Origin of the sequence: Corynebacterium maris DSM 45190 (assembly GCF_000442645.1) — a bacterium.
GTDB lineage: Bacteria > Actinomycetota > Actinomycetes > Mycobacteriales > Mycobacteriaceae > Corynebacterium > Corynebacterium maris.
This window is the reverse complement of sequence record NC_021915.1, coordinates 2304058-2321426: the sequence shown is the minus strand read 5'-3', so window position 1 is coordinate 2321426 and position 17369 is coordinate 2304058. Positions and strand designations below refer to the sequence as shown.

Sequence of the window (17369 nt, the reverse complement as noted above, 5' to 3'; positions counted from 1 at the left end):
GCCCGGCCATGGCCCGTGGCTCACTTATCGACGTCCCCGGCCTCCGCCTCGGGCACCGGTCCCTGGGGGACACCGGGGTGACGGTGGTGCTGGCGGAGGACCCCGCGGGCATGACCGCCGGCGTGGACGTGCGTGGCGGCGGGCCCGGCACCCGCGAGACCGACCTGTTGGCCCCGCACAACACCGTGCAGCGCGCCCACGCCATCGTCTTGGCCGGCGGCTCCGCCTTCGGTCTGGCCGCCGCCGACGGGGCGATGACCGAGCTGGAGGCCGCGGGCTACGGCTTCCCCGTGTTCGGCGAAGACGCGCCGGGCCCGCGGGTGCCGATCGTGCCGGGCGCGGTCATCTTCGACCTGGTGGTGGGGGATCCGGCGCACCGGCCCACCGCGGCGGACGGGGCGGCGGCGGTGCGTACCGCGCTGGCGGAAGGAAAGGACGTCCGCTCCGGTGCGCTCGGCGCGGGCTGCGGCGCCACCGCGGGCGTGCTCCGCGGCGGGTTCGGCCAGGCCAGTCTGGGCGTGGGGGAGCACGTGGTGGCGGCCGGGGTCGTGGCCAACCCCGTCGGCTCAGTCGTCGACCCGGTCACGGGGCTGCTGTACGGCGATGCGTCGGCCCCGGCCGTGGACACGGCGGCCTTCGCCCAATTGGAGCGGCCCACCCCGAGCCTGAACACGACCATCGGGGTCATCGCCACCGATGCTCCGGTCACCAAGGCGCAGGCCGCCCGCTTGGCGATGACCGGACACGACGGCGTCGCCCGCGCCGTGCGGCCCGCGCATTCCCCGCTGGACGGCGACACGCTGTTCGCGGTCTCCACCGCCCCGGACGCCACGGGCGTGACCCCGGATATTCTGCACGAGCTCTCGGCCGCCGCCGCGGACGTCGTCGCCGCTGCGATCGTGGCGGCGGTGGTCGCGGCGGAGTCGGCTTACGGCGTCACGGCGTGGAGTCAGGTGCGGAGGAGCTGAGTCTCGGGCGGGGGCCGGAAAGCCTCTGTAATCTGGAGCCCACCATGACTTATCCGAATCCTTACTCGAGCCCGTACGACGGGTACCGGCCCCGACCGGGAGGTCAGCCGCCGGCCCAGTCTGGGCGGCGTCCGCCCGCCGGCCGGCGCCAACCCGTGTTGTCACGCACGTCGCGTCTGGGCACGGGCGTCGCCTACGCCCTCGGCTACGTCGTGCTGATCTGGGCCGTGCACCTGGTCAACCTCCTGTTTTTCGGCGGGACGTTGAATTTCTTCGGCATCCATCCGCTCGACCTCAGCTCCCTGTGGGGCATCCTGACGTCCCCGCTGCTGCACGCCAACTTCTCCCACCTGATCTCCAACACCGTGCCGGGCGCGGTCTTCGCGTTCCTCATCGGCGTCTCCGGGCACCGGGTCTTCTGGGAGGTCACGGCCATCGTCGTGCTGTTCGGGGGAGCGGGGGTGTGGCTGTTCGGCGGGATCGGCACCAACCATATCGGCGCCTCGGGTCTGGTCTACGGCTGGCTGGGCTACCTGCTGGTGCGCGGCATCTTCAACCGGTCCCTCTCCCAGATCGCGCTCGGCGTGATCTTGGGATTCATGTACTCGGGGTTGGTGTGGGGTGTGCTGCCCGGCGTGCCCGGGGTGTCGTGGCAGGCGCACTTGTTCGGGGCGCTCGGCGGCGTCGGCGCCGGCATGTTCATCACTTCGGACGACCCGAAGGCGTTGCGGGAGAAGCGGAAAGCGCGGGAGCTGCGGCGAGGCCGGCGCTGACGGCGACGAGCAGGAGGCCCGTCCGGGCATTGTGCGAGGGATGATCGTGGGGTTCCTCCCCTTTGGGGGGTGTTAGGCCGCGTCCTGGCCGCGCGGGATCCCCGCAGGTGATACGGGTCGTGCCGGGCCCGGCACGGGCAGCGGGCACAGACAGTGAATGCATCTTATTTTCTCTGCCGTAGCATACTTGCCATGGCCGACAACTCACCCCAGTCGCTGAACGACGAAGAAACCGAAACGTGGCTCAACGTCTGGTCCTTCTACTCCGGCGTGCCCGCCATCCTCGACGCCCAGCTCAAACGCGAGGCCGGCGTCTCCCACTACGATTTCCTCGCGCTGCAGACGATCTCCCATGCGGTCGACGGCCAGATGGGCATGAGCGAGGTCGCCCAGGCCTCGGGCATGACGTTGTCCCACCTCTCCCGGGTGATCACCCGCCTGGAAAAACGCGGTCTGGTGCTGCGCTCCCCGAACCCCACGGACGGCCGCTCCACCCTGGTCGAACTCACCGGCGACGGTTGGCAGTTGCTGCGCGACGTCCTGCCCTCGCACGTCAGCGAGGTCCGGCGCCTGCTCTTCGACAACCTCACCGAAGAGGAAAACCGCCACGTCGGCGCGGCTTTGCGCAAGATCGTCGGCAACATCACACACCGCTGACGCCGCGAAACCGCGCCCCCGACCGGGCGTTAAGATGAACGGCGTGAACGCCACCCCCGCCTCCGCCCGCGCCGCCGCCCCCATCGGAATCTTCGATTCCGGGGTCGGCGGCCTCACCGTCGCGCGCACCATCCTCGACCAGCTGCCCCACGAATCGGTCATCTACGTGGGCGACACCGGGCACGGCCCCTACGGCCCGCTGCCCATCGCGCAGGTGCGCGCCCACGCGATGCGCATCGCTGACAACCTCGTCGAACGCGGCTGCAAGATGCTGGTCATCGCCTGCAACACCGCGTCTGCGGCCTTCCTTCACGACGCCCGCGAGCGCTACGACATCCCCGTCGTCGAAGTGATCCAGCCCGCCGTCCGCCGTGCCATGGCCACTACCCGCAACGGCAAAGTCGGCGTCATCGGCACCGCCGGCACCATCAAGTCCGGCGCCTACCAAGACCTGTTCGCCCTCAACCCCACCATCTCCACTACCGCGGTGGCGTGCCCGGCGTTCGTGGAGTTCGTCGAACGCGGCGTCACCTCCGGCCGGCAGATCCTGGGCGTGGCGGAAGGTTACTTGGAGCCGGTGCAAAGCGCGGGCGTCGATACGCTCGTTCTCGGCTGCACGCACTACCCGCTGCTCTCCGGGGTCATCCAGCTCGCGGTCGGCGACTCCGTCTCGCTGGTCTCGTCCGCGGAAGAGACCGCCAAGGACGTGTTGCGCATGCTCACCGAACACGACCTTCTCGCCGACCCGGCCGTGTACGGCGCGCCCACCCACGTCTTTGAGGCCACCGGCGACCCGCAGCGCTTCCGCGAATTGGCGAGCCGTTTCTTGGGCCCCCGAATCGGCGCGGTCAGCCACACCCGGCTGTGACCGACGGCGCGTTAGGTTCGAAAAGCACCCTGATTCGTGGCACAGTAAACACATGAAGCTGACCATCCTCGGCTGCTCGGGCAGCCTCGGTGCCCCGGGAAACCCGGCCTCGGGATACCTCCTGTCCCCCGATGACGGATCGAGCGTCATCGTCGACTTAGGGCCCGGCACGCTGGCCGCGCTGCAGGAAATTCAGAACCCGGCCGACGCGCACGTGCTGTTCAGCCACCTGCACGCCGACCACTGCCTCGACTTCCCGTCGCTCATGGTGTGGCGCCGCTTCCACCCGGAGCTCAAAGCCACGCAGCGACACCGCTGCCTCGGCCCCGCGCACACGCCCGTCCACCTGGGGCGGCTCACCGCGGACGAGCCGGACGACGTCGACGACTTCTCCGACACCCTCGAGTTCACCGCTTGGCGCCACGGACACACCGAAACCGTGGGCGGCGTCGAGGTCACCCCGTTTACGGCCAGCCACCCCGGTGAGGCCTACGCCTTGCGCATGCAGGACCCCGTCAGCGGAAAAGTCGTCGCCTACAGCGGCGACTCGGCGGACCACCCCAACATCGTGGCCGCGGCCCGCGGGGCGGACCTCTTCCTGTGTGAAGCGGGGTGGGGGCCGACCAGCGAAGGCAAGATCATGGGCATGCACATGTCTGGCGAAGAAGCCGGCCGCATCGCCGCCGCGGCCGGCGTCAAGCGCCTCGGCCTGGTGCACATCCAACCGTGGACCGACAAGGAAGCCACCCTGGCGGCCGCGCGCACTGAATTCGACGGCGAGGTCATCCTCGGCGAACCCGGCATGGTCTTCGACGTCTAAGTCTCCCCGCCTCTTCCTGGGCGCAGTGAGCTGACCCGGAGGTGGCTGAGTACCCTGGTGCGCATGACTGATTTCACCCGTGCCGACGGCCGCGACCTCGACCAGCTGCGCGCAGTGCGCATCACCCGCAACTTCACCTCCAACCCGGCGGGCAGCGTGCTCGTCGAGTTCGGCGAGACCCGCGTCATGTGCACCGCCTCCGTGGAGACCGGCGTGCCGCGCTTCAAGCGCGACTCCGGGGAAGGTTGGCTGACCGCCGAATACGCCATGCTCCCGGCCGCCACCCACGAGCGCAACCGCCGTGAATCCATGTCCGGCAAGGTCAAGGGACGCACCCACGAGATCTCACGCCTGATCGGCCGCTCCCTGCGCGCGGCCGTCGACCTGAGCGAGCTCGGCGAAAACACCATCAACCTCGACTGCGACGTCCTGCAGGCCGACGGCGGCACCCGTACCGCCGCGATCACCGGCGCCTACGTCGCCCTCGCCGACGCCATCGAGGTGCTCAAGGCCCAGGGCGTCGTCCCGGGCAACCCGCTGCTGCCGCCGGTCGCCGCCGTCTCCGTCGGGCTGGTCGACGGCCACGTCTGCCTCGACCTGCCCTACGAGGAAGACGTCCGCGCCGAGGTCGACCTCAACGTCGTCATGACCGAGGCCGGCAAGTACGTCGAGGTCCAGGGCACCGGTGAAGCCGGCGACTTCGGCCGCGAGGAGCTCAACGCGATGCTCGACTCCGCCGAGAAGGGCATCCGCGAACTGCAGGCCGCCCAGCGCGCCGCCCTGGAGGCCTAGGATCATGCGCTTGCTCGTCGCCTCGAACAACGCGAAGAAACTCGGCGAACTCGAACGCATCCTCGCCGCCGCCGGCATCAATGGCGTCGAACTGGTGCCGCTGTCCGCCGTCGCCGACTACGACGAACCCGTCGAAAACGGGCGCACCTTCGCCGACAACGCCCTGATCAAGGCGCGCGCCGGGGCCCGGGAAACTGGCCTGGTCACCGTCGCCGACGACTCCGGCCTGGCCGTGGAAGAACTGGGCGGCATGCCTGGGGTGCTCTCAGCGCGGTGGTCCGGCGGCCACGGTGACGACGCGGCGAACAACGCCCTGCTGCTCGCGCAGATGTCGGATGTGCCCGACGAGCGCCGCGCCGCGGCGTTTGTCTCCGTGTGCGCGCTGGTCACCCCGGACGGGCAGGAGCACGTCTCCGAGGGGCGTTGGGAGGGGCGCCTGCTGCGGAAAGAAGTGGGGGACAACGGCTTCGGCTACGACCCGCTTTTTCTTCCGGGGGAGGAGATCGACGGCGCGGGGCGTTCTTCTGCCCAGTTGAGCGCGGCAGAAAAAGACGCCCTGTCGCACCGGGGCAAGGCGCTGACAGGGCTGGTCGAGGTGATCCGCGGGCTGGCCGGTTAAGCCGCGGACGGCTGGTCCAGCTGGAACTTCTCGGTGACCTGCTTGCGGCGGTTGTTTTCCACGTAGAAGGACAGGAACGGCACCACGCCGCCGAGGATGGTGGTGACCCACCACTTCGGCTCCCAGCGGGCCTTGAGCCCCAGGTTGAAGGTGGCGATCACGAACGCCAGGTAGCACCAGCCGTGCAGGATGGCGACCCAGCCGAAGCCGCTGACGTCCATGCCCAGGACGTACTGCATGATCATGCGGATCACGAGCAGCAGCAGCATCACGCCGGTGATCCACGCGGTGGCGGAAAAGAAGGTGAGCGCAGTGCGCACGCGGCGCTGGCGCTCGGGGTGAACCTTGCGCAGCGGTTTCTGCCGGGTCTGAGAGACGGAAGAGTTGCCGGGGGTCGTCATAAAATGCTTCCTCTGGGTGTTTCTAGGTGTTCAGGTGCTTGTCGTCGGCGCGGTGCGGGCGGCCGGTGTCGGAGTCGCGCCCGCGGCGCGGGGTGTTGAGCGCGTTGAACTCCTCGACGTTCAGGGACGGGCGCGAGGGCAGGAAATCCTCGTCGATCTTAGTGACCTCCTGCTTGGCCTCCCCGAATTCCTCGAGATCCGCTTCGTACAGGAAGTCATCGTCGTCGGCCTCGTTCTTGGCGTGGCGCGCCTCGTTCTCGTACTTGACGCCCATGCGGTAGGCGTAGATGAAAAACACGGCGAACAGTGGCCACTGGAAGGCGTAGCCGAGGTTCTGGAACGTGCCGGAGCCCGCCTGGAAACGGGTCCACTGCCAGTAGGCCAGACCCAGGCAGGCGAGCACGGCGACGACGAGCAAGATGATGTGCCAGGCCTTGATTTGGAACTTCTCGCGCTGGGGCGGGGTGCTTTCCGCTTGGTCGAGGCCTTCCACCGCGTCGTCGGGCGTGGCGGAGGCATGCGGCTGGTGGGTGTCCCCGAGCTCGCCATGGCCGCTGCGAGCCCGAGTGTCGCGGTCATCCTCGAATTCGGTCACACACGTCATCATATCCAAGGTCGTTCAAAAGGTGGACTTTCTCGCGGTTTCCATTCCCGCCCAGCCTCGAGGGTATGATGCGAAAGGTCCCCTGGGCGTGATTCCGGGGGTCGTTGCGCCCGTGGCGGAATTGGCAGACGCGCTGGATTTAGGTTCCAGTGCCTGAGGGCGTGAGGGTTCAAGTCCCTCCGGGCGCACTTTTTAGAGTTCCGCGGCGCTGTCACTATGCGCGCGTAGCGCGTGGGGCGTCGAAGGGGTGGGGCGTCGGTGGCGCGGCTGAATTCTTTGGGCCCGCCCAGGCCCGTGATGGGGTACTTTTGTTTGGGCTTGTAACAGTCGTATTGTTTCTATCGACTAACTAATATCAGGGATTCGTGAGGGTGCGGCACCAATGCGTCCTCGCGCATGCCCGTGGAGGCGCCGCCCGCGGCGTCTCACGACAACCCCACTGGTGCCGGATCACCCAGCCGGCCGCCTGAGTAACAGGAGAGCTTCGCCCGTGACCGATCGTCTGATCAACCGCCTTGAGAACGAATCTTTCGCCCTGACTTTCGCCGGTCAAGGCTACGATTGGCGGGCGAGCCTGGCCACCGCGCTGGCGGCCGGGGTCGGTTCCACTGTCTCGGCGGACCTGGCGGAGGCGGACGCGCTCCTGGAGCCGGTGGCCGATGCGCTGGCCGCCGCCCGTCCGCACGGCTTTGATCCGGTGGGGTGGGCCACCGAGGCCCCGTCCGGGGTGGACACGCAGGCCGCCGCGGTGTCGGTGCCCGGCATCCTCGTCGCCCAGGCCGCGACGGCCGAGTCGCTGCGCCGTCAGGGGTTGTCCCTCCGCGGCGCCGTCGCCGTCGCCGGGCACTCCCAGGGCGCGCTGGCCGCCTACCTCGCCGAGGGCCGCGCCACCGCCGCCCAGCTGCTGGCCGTCGCTCAGCTCATCGGCGCCGCCGGAGCACGCGCCGCACGTGCCGCCGGGCTGGTGCGGGCGGGAGAGTCCTCCCCGATGATCTCCATCGCGGGAGCGACCCGCGAGCAGGTCGAGGACGCCATCGCCGCAGCTAGCCTCACCGACGAATGCGTGGTCGGCCTCGTCAACGGCCGCGAGCACGTCGTGCTGGTCGGCGCCCCGGCCCACAACGAGCGGGTCGTCGCCGCGCTGGAAGCGGCCGCCGCGAAGACGGCGAAGGCCATCGAGGCCAAGCGCCGCGGCGGTTCCGCCCCGAACCTGCGCATCAACCCGCTCGACGTGCAGATCGGTTTCCACCACCCGGCGCTCGCCCCCGCCGTGGAGCAAGTCGTGGCCTGGGCCAGGGAATGCGGCCTCGATACCGCCCTGGCGAAGGACGCGTCCCAAGCCGTGCTCACCGCCTTCGTCGACTGGCCCGCCGACGTCACGCGCCTGGCGGACGCCGGCGCGCAGTGGATCCTGGATCTGGGCCCGGCGGACGGCGTGGTCTCCTTGACCGAGCGCGCCGTGCGCGGCCGCGGCGTCGGCGTCCTGGCGGTGGCCTCCACCGACGGGCAGGCGCAGCTTTTCGACGCCGGCCTGGCCCCCGCCCGCCCGACCCCGTACGCGGAGTATGCGCCGCGCGTCGTCACGCACGACGGCGACAAGCGGCTGGTGACCAAGTTCACCCGGGTCACCGGCCGCAGCCCGATGTTATTGGCCGGCATGACCCCGACCACCGTCGACCCGGAGATCGTCGCCGCGGCCGCCAACGCCGGCCACTGGTCCGAGCTCGCCGGCGGCGGGCAGGTCACCGAAGCCATCTTCAACGACAACCTCGCCCGACTCAACGAGCTGCTGGAGCCCGGCGTGGCCGTGCAGTTCAACACGATGTTCCTGGACCCCAGTGCCTGGGGCAAGCACATCTCCCAGGGCAAGTGGGTGCCCAAGGCGCGTGCCAACGGCGCGCCCTTCGACGGCGTCACCGTCTCCGCCGGCGCCCCCGACCCGGAGGAAGCCACCCAGCTCATCGCCGACCTGCGCGCCGGCGGCTTCCCCCACATCTCCTTCAAGCCCGGCGCGATCGCCCAGATCCGCCGCGTGCTGCGCATCGCCGACGCCGTCGACACGCCCGTCATCCTGCAGGTCGAGGGCGGCAAGGCCGGCGGCCACCACTCCTGGGAGTCCCTCGACGAGCAGCTGATCGCCACCTACGACGAGATCCGCGCCCGCGACAACGCCGTGTTGGCCGTCGGCGGCGGCGTCGGCACCCCGGAACGCGCCGCCGAATACCTCACCGGTTCCTGGGCCGAGAAATACGGGCTGCCGGCCATGCCGGTCGACGCGATCATGATCGGCACCACCGCCATGGCGGCGAAGGAGGCCACCGCCACCGAGTCCGTCAAGCAGGCGCTCGCCGACGCCAAGGGCACCGACCAGTGGATCGGCGCCAGCACCGCCGAAGCCGACATCGCCTCCGGGCTGAGCTCGCTGGGCGCGGACCTGCACGAGATCGACAACTCGTTTGCCCGCGCCGGGCGCCTCGTCGACGAGGTCGCCGGCGTCGCCGCCGCCGTGGCCGCCCGCCGCGACGAGATCGTCGACGCACTGAACAAGACCTGTAAGCCCTACTACGGCGACCTCGAGACCATGACCTACCGCGCCTGGCTCGAGCGCTACCTCGAACTCGCCGGCCCGGACCACCGCGGCTGGCTCGACGTCACCTGGCACTCCCGCTTCGTCGGCATGCTCGAGCGCGCCGAGGCCCGCCTCACCGAGATCGACCACGGCGCCTTCACCCCGGTCGTCGAGCTGGGAATCGACGACGACCCGCAGCTGGCCGTCGACACGCTCGGCGAAATTTACCCCGGCCTCGACGACGTCCTCGAACCCGCCGACGCCGCCTGGTTCCTGCGCCACTGCCGCAGCAAGGGCAAGCCCGTGCCCTTCGTCCCCGTCATCGACGCCGAAGTGCGCCGCTGGTTCCGCGCCGACACCTTCTGGCAGGCCCACGACGAACGCTACGGCGCCAACGCCGACGCCGTGTGCATCATCCCGGGCCCGGAGGCCGTCGAGGGCATCGAGCGCGCCAACGAACCCATCGCCGAGCTGATGGAACGCTTCAACGCGGCCGCCGTCACCGCCGCCACCGAGGCCGGCGCCGAGGAAATCCCCGCGCCGGGCCTGGTCGAGCGGATTCTCGCCGCCCCGGCCGTCGAGTGGGCCGGACGCCAGCAGAACTCCCCGGTCACTGCTCTGGGCACCGAGTGGGAGCTCGCCGCCGACGGCCGTTCCGCACAGCTGCCGACCGGCGCGACCCTGACCCAAGAAGACGACGCCCACGTCGTGCTCACCGTCCCGCTGACCGGCTCACTGCCGGGCAATCAGGCCCACGACCTGCAGATCCGACTGTCGCTCGCCGCCGACGCCCCCGCCGGCGCCGTCCCGATCATCGCGCGCGCCGACGCCGAGGCCGCCACCACGGAGCTGACTCGACTGGCCGCCGGGGGAGAGCTGCCGCAGGTCGTCGACGGCGTGGCGACGCACTCCGTCACTGTGAACGCCGCCGACCTCGCCGACTACGACACCGTCACCGCCGGTTACCTGCCGGCCGACGTCGCCGCCGCGGGAACCGCGCCGGACGTGCTGGTGGGCAAGGCCTGGCCCGCCATCTTCGCCGCCATCGCCGACGCCGAGATCCCCGGCACGGACGGCGCCAAGGTCGTCGAAGGCATGCTCAACCTGGTCCACCTCGAGCACCGCATCGAGCTGCACGCCCCGCTGCCGACCGACGCCGACCTGGAGGTCACCGCCCGCGTCGACGCCGTCACCGACACCATCGTCGGCCGCGTCGTGGAGATCACCGCCGAGATCGCCGGTCTGGCCACCCTCACCGAGCGCTTCGCCATCCAGGGCCGCCGCGGCGACGCCCCGGCGCCGGCGCCGACCGCCGCGGACGCGACCGTCGACACCGCGCGTTCCTTCCGCGCCCAGGCCAGCGTCACCGCGCCGGCGAGCATGCGTCCCTTCGCCATCGTCACCGGCGACCGCAACCCGATCCACGTCGCCGACGCCGCGGCGCGTATGGCCGGGTTGAGCGACGGCGTCATCGTCCACGGCATGTGGACCTCCGCCCTCGGCGAAATCGTCGCCGCCTCCGACGGCGCCGGCCGGGTCGTGGAGTACACCGCCACCATGCTCGCCCCGGTGCTGCCGGGCGCGCAGGTCGACTACGTCGTCGAACGCACCGGGGTGGACGCCCGTCCGGGCCGCGGCGAAGTCCGCTCCGTCACCGCCACGGTCGACGGCGAGACCGTGCTGACCGCCACCGCCGTCATGGCCGAGGCCGACGTCTTCTACGGATTCCCCGGCCAGGGCATCCAGTCCCAGGGCATGGGCATGACCCAGCGCGCCGCCAGCCCGGCCGCCAAGCAGGTGTGGGACCGCGCTGACCGTCACACCCGTGCCAAGCTGGGCTTCTCCATCCTGGAGATCGTCCAGAACAACCCCGCCGAGGTCGTCGTCGGCGGCTGCCGCTACCAGCACCCCGACGGCGTTCTCTACCTGACGCAGTTCACCCAGGTCGCCATGGCCACCCTGGGCTGCGCGCAGATCGCCGAGATGCAGGAAGCCGGCGTGCTCAACGACCGCGCCTACTTCGCCGGTCACTCCGTCGGCGAATACAACGCCCTGGCCGCCTACGCCCAGGTGCTCTCGCTGGAGGGCGTGGTGGAGATCGTCTACCGTCGCGGCCTGACCATGCACCACCTCGTCCCGCGCAACGCCGCGGGCGTGTCCGAGTACGCCCTGGCCGCCCTGCGCCCCTACAAGATGGGCCTGTCCGGCACGGACGTGCAGGACTACGTGGCCGACATGGCGCACCGCACCGGCGAGTTCCTCGAGATCGTCAACTACAACATCGACGGCCGCCAGTACGCGGTCGCCGGCACCCTGTCCGGGCTGCAGGCCCTGGCCGCGGACGCGGAAACCCGCGGTCCGGGCAACAAGGCGCTGGTGATGATCCCGGGCATCGACGTGCCCTTCCACTCCTCGAAGCTGCTCGGCGGCGTCGACGACTTCCGCGCCCACCTCGACGAGCTCATCCCGGACGAGGTCGACGCCGAGGTACTCGTCGACCGCTACATCCCGAACCTGGTGGCGCGCCCCTTCGAGCTGACCGAGGACTTCGTGCGCTCCATCGCCGGGGTCGTCGACTCGCCGTACATCACGGCGCTTCTCGACGACTTCGCGGCCGCGGCCAAGGATGAGACCGCGTTGGCACGTACCCTGCTCATCGAGCTGCTGGCCTGGCAGTTCGCCTCCCCGGTCCGCTGGATCGAGACCCAGGACCTCCTGCTGACGGGCCTGGACGTGAACCGTTTCGTCGAGGTCGGCGTCGGCGCGTCGCCGACGCTGAGCAACATGCTCGGCCAGACCATGAACCTGCCGCAGTACGCCGGTTCCGAGCTTGAGGTGCTCAACGTCGAACGCGACCGCTCGGTCGTCTTCGCCGAAGACGCCGTGGGCAAGCCGAGCGCTGACGTCGCCGAGGACGCCGCAGACGAGGCAGGCGACGTCGACGTCCCCGCCGAGGTCACCGCCCAGGCGGCCGACCCCGCGCCGACCCCGGCGGCGGTGGCCTCCGCCCCAGCCGGCGAGCGTCCCGCCGACCTCGACTACGGCGCGGCCGACGCCTTGGAGCTGCTCGTCGCCGTGTGGACCAAGGTCCGCCCGGACCAGATCGGCGCCGCAGACACCATCGAATCGCTGGTCGAAGGCGTCTCCTCCCGCCGCAACCAGGTTCTGCTGGATTTGGGCAACGAGTTCGGCACCGGCTCCATCGACGGCGCCGCCGACGCCCCTTTCTCGGAGCTGTCGGCCACCATCGTCACCATGGCCCGTGGCTACGGCGCCTTCGGCCCGGTGCTCACCGAATCCGTCGCCGACTCCCTGCGCCGGGTCACCGGCCCGACCGGCAAGAAACCCGGCCACATCGCCGAGCGCGTCACCGGGCACTGGCAGCTGGGCCAGGGTTGGGTCGACCACACTATCGCCGCCCTGGTCATGGGCACCCGCGACGGCGCCTCCCTGCGCGGCGGGGACCTGGCGACCCTGCAGCCGGCCGCCCCAGCCAGCGCCGCCGAGCTGGACACGCTCATCGACGCCGCCGTGCAGTCGGTCGCCACCGTCCACGGGATGCAGGTCGCCCCGCCGGCTGCCGGCGGCGCCGCCGGGGGCGTGGTCGACTCCGCGGCCTTGGGCGAGTTCGCCGAGCAGGTCACCGGCGCCGACGGCGTCCTGGCCACCACCGCACGCGACCTGCTCAAAGCGCTCGGCCTGGATCAGCCCGAATCCGCCTCCTTCGACGCGGCCGACGAGAACGCCGAGCTCTTCGACCTGGTCTCCCGCGAGCTGGGCTCCGACTGGCCGCGCCAGGTCGCCCCGCGCTTTAACGCTGAGGAGGCCGTGCTGCTCGACGACCGCTGGGCCTCCGCCCGCGAAGACGTCACCCGCGCAGGCCTCGGCCAGATCGATCCCGCCGCACTCGACGTCACCGGCGCCGGCGAGGAAGTCGCCCGCCAGGCCGAGTACTTCGAGCTGCCCGAGCTGGCCGCCCAGGCCCGCGACACCGCGGCCCTGAACTTCGCCGAGGACATCGCCGTGGTCACCGGCGCCTCCCCGAACTCGATCGCGGCGGCCGTCACCGGCAGCCTGCTCGCCGGGGGCGCGACCGTGGTGGTCACCACCTCCAACCTGGGGCATCAGCGCCTGGAGTTCTACAAGGAGCTCTACCGCACCCACGCTCGCGGCCACGCCGCCCTGTGGGTCGTCCCGGCCAACCTCAGCGCCTATTCTGACCTCGACGCGCTCATCGGCTGGATCGGCGAGGAACAGACGGTCACCGTCGGCGCGGAGGCCAAGGTGGTCAAACCCGCCATGGTGCCGAGCCTGCTGTTCCCGTTTGCGGCCCCGCGTGTGGCCGGCTCGCTGGCCGACGCCGGCGGCGCCGCCGAAACCCAGATGCGCCTGCTGCTGTGGTCCGTCGAGCGCCTCATCGCCGGCCTGTCCGCCCTCGGCGCCGACACCCACCTCGGCCACCGCCTGCACGTGGTGTTGCCGGGCTCGCCGAACCGCGGCCGCTTCGGCGGCGACGGCGCCTACGGCGAAGCCAAAGCCGCCCTCGACGCGGTGGTCACCCGTTGGCACGCCGAACCCGTCTGGGGCGCGCGCACCAGCCTGGTGCACGCCCTGATCGGCTGGGTGCGCGGCACCGGACTGATGGGCGGCAACGACCCGCTCGTCGAGGCCGTCGAAGCCAAGGGCGTGACCACGTACTCCACCGAGGAGATCGCCGAACGTCTGATCAGCCAGGCCAGCGCGGACGTGCGTTCCGACGCCGCGTCCTCGCCGGTCACCGCGGACTTCACCGGTGGTCTCGGCGAGGCCGACATCAACCTCGCCGAGCTGGCCGCCGACCGTCCGCAGACGACTGCTGAGGAATCCGAAGACACCGAGCGTACGCTGCCGGCCCTGCCGACCCCGTATCGCCGCATCGACTGGACCGACGCTGACTTCGGCAAGATCGGGCAGAAACTCGAGGACATGGTCGTCATCGTCGGCGGCGGGGAACTCGGCCCCTACGGCGCCTCCCGCACGCGTTTCGACGCCGAACTCACCGGCGACCTCACCGCCGCCGGCGTCACCGAACTGGCCTGGAACATGGGCCTGATCTCCGCGGCGGAGGACGGCACCTTCCTCGACGCCGACGGCGCCGACATCGCCGAAGAAGACATCTACGACCGCTACCACGACGAAGTGCTGGCCAACGTCGGCATCCGCCGCTACGGCGACGAGGTCGGCCTCGTCGACAACCTCGCGCCCGAGCTGACCACCGTCTACCTCGAGCACGACCTGACCTTCCAGGTCTCCGACGCCACCACCGCCCGCAGCTTCGTCGACTCGGACCCCGAGCACACCACCGCGGTCGTCGCAGACGACGGCGAATGGACCGTCACCCGCACCGCCGGCGCCCCGGTGTCGGTGCCGCGCCGCATGGCCATGTCGCGCTTCGTCGGCGGTCAGATGCCCACAGGCTTCGACCCCTCCGTCTACGGCATCCCGGCCGACATGCTCGAGAGCATCGACCGGGTCGCGGTGTGGAACCTCGTCTGCACCGTCGAGGCGTTCCTGTCAGCCGGCTTCACGCCTGCGGAGCTGCTCTCGGCCGTGCACCCGGCGCGCGTGTCCTCCACCATGGGCACGGGCATGGGCGGCACCGGTTCGATCCGTGGCATGTACGTCGACCGGCTGCTCAACGAGCCGCGCGCCAACGACATCCTGCAGGAGGCGCTGCCGAACGTCGTGGCCGCGCACGTCATGCAGTCCTATGTGGGCGGTTACGGCCAGATGATCCACCCGGTCGCGGCGTGCGCCACCGCCGCGGTCTCCGTGGAGGAGGGCGTGGACAAGATCCGGCTGGGCAAGGCCGACGCCGTGGTGGCCGGCGGCATCGACGACCTGTCCGTCGAGGGGATCGAGGGCTTCGGCAACATGAACGCCACCGCCGACTCCGCCGAGATGGAGGCCAAGGGCATCGAGCACCGCTACTTCTCGCGGGCGAACGACCGCCGCCGCGGCGGTTTCGTCGAGGCCGAGGGTGGTGGCACGCTGTTGCTGCTGCGCGGTTCGCTGGCCTATGAGTTGGGGCTGCCGGTGTTGGGCGTGGTCGGTTTCGCCGAGTCCTTCGCCGACGGCGCGCACACCTCCATCCCGGCGCCGGGACTGGGCGCGCTGTCCGCCGCCCGCGGCGGCATGGATTCGCGCCTGGCGCAGGCGCTGGCGGCACTGGACGTCACGCCGGACGATGTGTCGATCGTGTCCAAGCACGACACCTCGACCAACGCCAACGACCCGAACGAGTCGGACCTGCACCACCGCATTGCCCGGGCCACGGGGCGCGACGAGGCCACGCCGCTCTACGTCATCTCGCAGAAGTCGCTCACCGGCCACCCCAAGGGCGGCGCCGCGGCCTTCCAGGTGATCGGCCTGACCCAGGTGCTGCGCTCCGGTCTGGTGCCGGCGAACCGTTCGCTGGACTGCGTTGATCCGGCGCTGCGTGAGCACGGCGAGATGGTGTGGCTGCGTAAGCCGTTGGATCTGCGCTCGGCGCCGCCGAAGGCCGGCGTGCTCACCTCGCTCGGGTTCGGGCACGTCTCCGCGCTGGTGGCGATCGTGCATCCGGGCGCCTTCCTGGCGGCGGTGCGCGCCGAGCACGGCGAGCAAGCGGCCCGCGACTGGCAGTCCTCTGCCGAGCAGCGGGAGAAGGCCGGTCTGCGCCGTGTCTCGCGTGCGATCCTGGGCCAGGAGTCGCTCTACGAGCGTCCCGCCGAGCGCAACCTCGGCGGTGGCGGCGCCACGGCCAAGGAACGGGAGGTGGCGGTGCTGCTCGATGACCGCGCCCGACTGGTGGACGGGGTGCTGCAGCCCGGGGAGTAGTTTCTAGCCTGTCCGCGGGACGTCGGGGCGGGGCGGTGGGGCCTGGGGTGCAAACATATGTTGCGCTCCAGGCCCTTTGCCATAGTGAAACACAATAATCAGGCGGACGGAGCAAAAGTTTGCAGGGGTAAAACACGACGCGGGAACCCATGCCGGCATCGGGATAGTCCAAGGAAGCGAAGTACCATTTTTCGACGACTGGAGAAGCAACGTGGGCTATCACGGAGGCCTCATTGATGGCCGCTTGGGCGAGCAGGGGATTGTTTATGACGGCATGCCTCTGATCCCCGGTGAGCAACCGACGCCGGAAGCCTTGCGCGACGTGCGGACCCGCATCGCCGCCGCCCGTGGATTGCACGTACGCAGCCGGGCAGTGGACGCGGCGATCAACGACAATTTCACGAAAATCACCCCCGGCCACGTCATCGCGAATGAACTCGGCCGTCCCCGCTGGCTGCAGCTGCATCAGGCCCGTTCACACCCGCGAGGTTTCGTCTACCCCGCCGGCGCGTGGACAAGGGCTGTGGCCCACCTCCGGGAGCACCCCACCTGGGTGGCCGAGAGCTGGAGCGCGGCTGCGTTGTACGGGGTCGGGGACTTCAGCGATGGGGCGGACACGGCGGTGTATGCGGCCGGAGACCGCAGTGCGCCGAGGACCGCGTTGCGGGCGGCGATGCGCAGAAAACCGGCGGAGCTTCCGGTATGGGCGGTGTATGAATATGGCGCACGGTTGCACGTGACGCCGCCGATGCTGACGGCGACGTTGTCTACGGTCAGTGCTGCAGGAAGAACACGTGTGGCCGACGCCGGCGCTGCCATGGATCCGACCCCGTGTGCTGCGGGCGGTGCAGGTCGTGGATAGATTTCGTCGGGTGCTCGGAGTCACCGGCGATGATGTGGTCTGGGCGGGGAAAAACCGTCTGGACCGTAGACTCCTCGCCCAGGTGGTCGGACTTTCCAGCGCGGGCATGGATTCGCCACCGGAGACGATTCTGCGGTTGATCGCCAACCGTGCCGCGGCGACCGTGGGAATGCGCTTCACTCCCCAGGTGCCGTTCCGGCAAAAGGGCAGGACGGTCACGGTGCTGGACCTGGCCATCGAGGAATGTCGACTGGGGTTGATGTTTGACGGCGCTCAGCATTGGGATAAGGCCCGGCGGGAGAAGGACGCGCGCATCAACGTGGCTCTGGAGCGCTCCGGATGGCGGGTGCTGCGGGTGTCGCACGGGATGTTCGAGGACGCGGATCAGTTGTCGCGGTTGATCCTGGATCTAGTCACTGACGGCGTGCAGGGTGCAAAAGTACGAGCCGCTACAGGCCGTTTGCAGGGGTAAAGCACATAACGCGGCGGGTTCGTGTGGAATTTTGCACTGGTGGCGCGCACTGGCCGCCGGCCCCGCACGAATCCGGTGCGTCTCCCACCCCGGGCGCGAGGTAACC

The 17369-nt window shown here is 70.2% G+C and carries 12 protein-coding genes and 1 tRNA gene; 11 read left to right on the top strand and 2 right to left on the bottom strand.

Translation table 11 applies throughout. From position 1 onward, the window contains the following. Positions 1 to 8: 8 nt before the first annotated feature. The 7 genes from B841_RS10815 to B841_RS10785 all read left to right on the top strand — a co-directional run bounded on the left by B841_RS10815 (position 9) and on the right by B841_RS10785 (position 5497). Positions 9 to 968, top strand: coding sequence for a P1 family peptidase (locus B841_RS10815; protein WP_020935539.1), 960 nt, complete (start codon positions 9 to 11; stop codon positions 966 to 968). A gap of 44 nt (positions 969 to 1012) precedes the next feature. Beyond that, positions 1013 to 1741, top strand: coding sequence for a rhomboid family intramembrane serine protease (locus tag B841_RS10810; protein ID WP_041631877.1), 729 nt, complete (start codon positions 1013 to 1015; stop codon positions 1739 to 1741). 192 nt (positions 1742 to 1933) lie between these two features. After that, complete coding sequence (locus tag B841_RS10805; RefSeq protein ID WP_020935537.1) at positions 1934 to 2398, top strand: MarR family winged helix-turn-helix transcriptional regulator; 465 nt, start codon at positions 1934 to 1936, stop codon at positions 2396 to 2398. A gap of 34 nt (positions 2399 to 2432) precedes the next feature. Next, positions 2433 to 3266 (top strand): glutamate racemase, encoded by an 834-nt coding sequence (gene murI, locus B841_RS10800; RefSeq protein WP_052337762.1) that lies wholly within the window; start codon positions 2433 to 2435, stop codon positions 3264 to 3266. A 52-nt stretch (positions 3267 to 3318) separates the two neighbouring features. Further along, positions 3319 to 4086: an MBL fold metallo-hydrolase gene (locus tag B841_RS10795; RefSeq protein ID WP_020935535.1), complete on the top strand. Its 768-nt coding sequence runs from the start codon at positions 3319 to 3321 to the stop codon at positions 4084 to 4086. A gap of 63 nt (positions 4087 to 4149) precedes the next feature. After that, complete coding sequence (gene rph, locus B841_RS10790; RefSeq protein WP_020935534.1) at positions 4150 to 4878, top strand: ribonuclease PH; 729 nt, start codon at positions 4150 to 4152, stop codon at positions 4876 to 4878. A 4-nt stretch (positions 4879 to 4882) separates the two neighbouring features. Then, positions 4883 to 5497 carry a non-canonical purine NTP pyrophosphatase gene (locus B841_RS10785; protein ID WP_020935533.1) on the top strand — a complete coding sequence of 205 codons (615 nt, stop codon included), beginning with the start codon at positions 4883 to 4885 and terminating at the stop codon, positions 5495 to 5497. Here the strand turns inward: B841_RS10785 and B841_RS10780 are convergent. Then, positions 5494 to 5898, bottom strand: coding sequence for a DUF3817 domain-containing protein (locus B841_RS10780; RefSeq protein WP_020935532.1), 405 nt, complete (start codon positions 5896 to 5898; stop codon positions 5494 to 5496). The genes B841_RS10785 and B841_RS10780 overlap by 4 nt on opposite strands. Before the next feature lie 22 nt (positions 5899 to 5920). Further along, positions 5921 to 6493, bottom strand: coding sequence for a hypothetical protein (locus B841_RS10775; RefSeq protein WP_020935531.1), 573 nt, complete (start codon positions 6491 to 6493; stop codon positions 5921 to 5923). A gap of 115 nt (positions 6494 to 6608) precedes the next feature. On the opposite strand from B841_RS10775, the gene B841_RS10770 reads away from it, so the two are divergent. The 4 genes from B841_RS10770 to B841_RS10755 all read left to right on the top strand — a co-directional run bounded on the left by B841_RS10770 (position 6609) and on the right by B841_RS10755 (position 17263). Then, positions 6609 to 6690, top strand: a tRNA-Leu gene (locus tag B841_RS10770). 194 nt (positions 6691 to 6884) lie between these two features. Next, the gene (locus B841_RS10765) at positions 6885 to 15929 is read left to right on the top strand and encodes a type I polyketide synthase (RefSeq protein ID WP_084482035.1); all 9045 of its coding nucleotides are present in this window, start codon (positions 6885 to 6887) and stop codon (positions 15927 to 15929) included. Positions 15930 to 16140: 211 nt separating this feature from the next. Next, a complete protein-coding gene (locus B841_RS10760; RefSeq protein WP_020935529.1) occupies positions 16141 to 16791 on the top strand; it encodes a hypothetical protein in 651 nt (216 codons plus the stop codon). Then, positions 16784 to 17263: a DUF559 domain-containing protein gene (locus B841_RS10755; protein ID WP_156844797.1), complete on the top strand. Its 480-nt coding sequence runs from the start codon at positions 16784 to 16786 to the stop codon at positions 17261 to 17263. The genes B841_RS10760 and B841_RS10755 overlap by 8 nt, the downstream gene beginning before the upstream one ends. Positions 17264 to 17369: the final 106 nt, after the last annotated feature.

Excerpts from the sequence above, each read along its gene's own strand:
- B841_RS10815 (WP_020935539.1), top strand. The coding sequence starts at position 9 with ATGGCCCGTGGCTCACTTATCGACGTCCCCGGCCTCCGCCTCGGGCAC.
- B841_RS10810 (WP_041631877.1), top strand. The coding sequence starts at position 1,013 with ATGACTTATCCGAATCCTTACTCGAGCCCGTACGACGGGTACCGGCCC.
- B841_RS10805 (WP_020935537.1), top strand. The coding sequence starts at position 1,934 with ATGGCCGACAACTCACCCCAGTCGCTGAACGACGAAGAAACCGAAACG.
- murI (WP_052337762.1), top strand. The coding sequence starts at position 2,433 with ATGAACGGCGTGAACGCCACCCCCGCCTCCGCCCGCGCCGCCGCCCCC.
- B841_RS10795 (WP_020935535.1), top strand. The coding sequence starts at position 3,319 with ATGAAGCTGACCATCCTCGGCTGCTCGGGCAGCCTCGGTGCCCCGGGA.
- rph (WP_020935534.1), top strand. The coding sequence starts at position 4,150 with ATGACTGATTTCACCCGTGCCGACGGCCGCGACCTCGACCAGCTGCGC.
- B841_RS10785 (WP_020935533.1), top strand. The coding sequence starts at position 4,883 with ATGCGCTTGCTCGTCGCCTCGAACAACGCGAAGAAACTCGGCGAACTC.
- B841_RS10780 (WP_020935532.1), bottom strand. The coding sequence starts at position 5,898 with ATGACGACCCCCGGCAACTCTTCCGTCTCTCAGACCCGGCAGAAACCG.
- B841_RS10765 (WP_084482035.1), top strand. The coding sequence starts at position 6,885 with ATGCGTCCTCGCGCATGCCCGTGGAGGCGCCGCCCGCGGCGTCTCACG.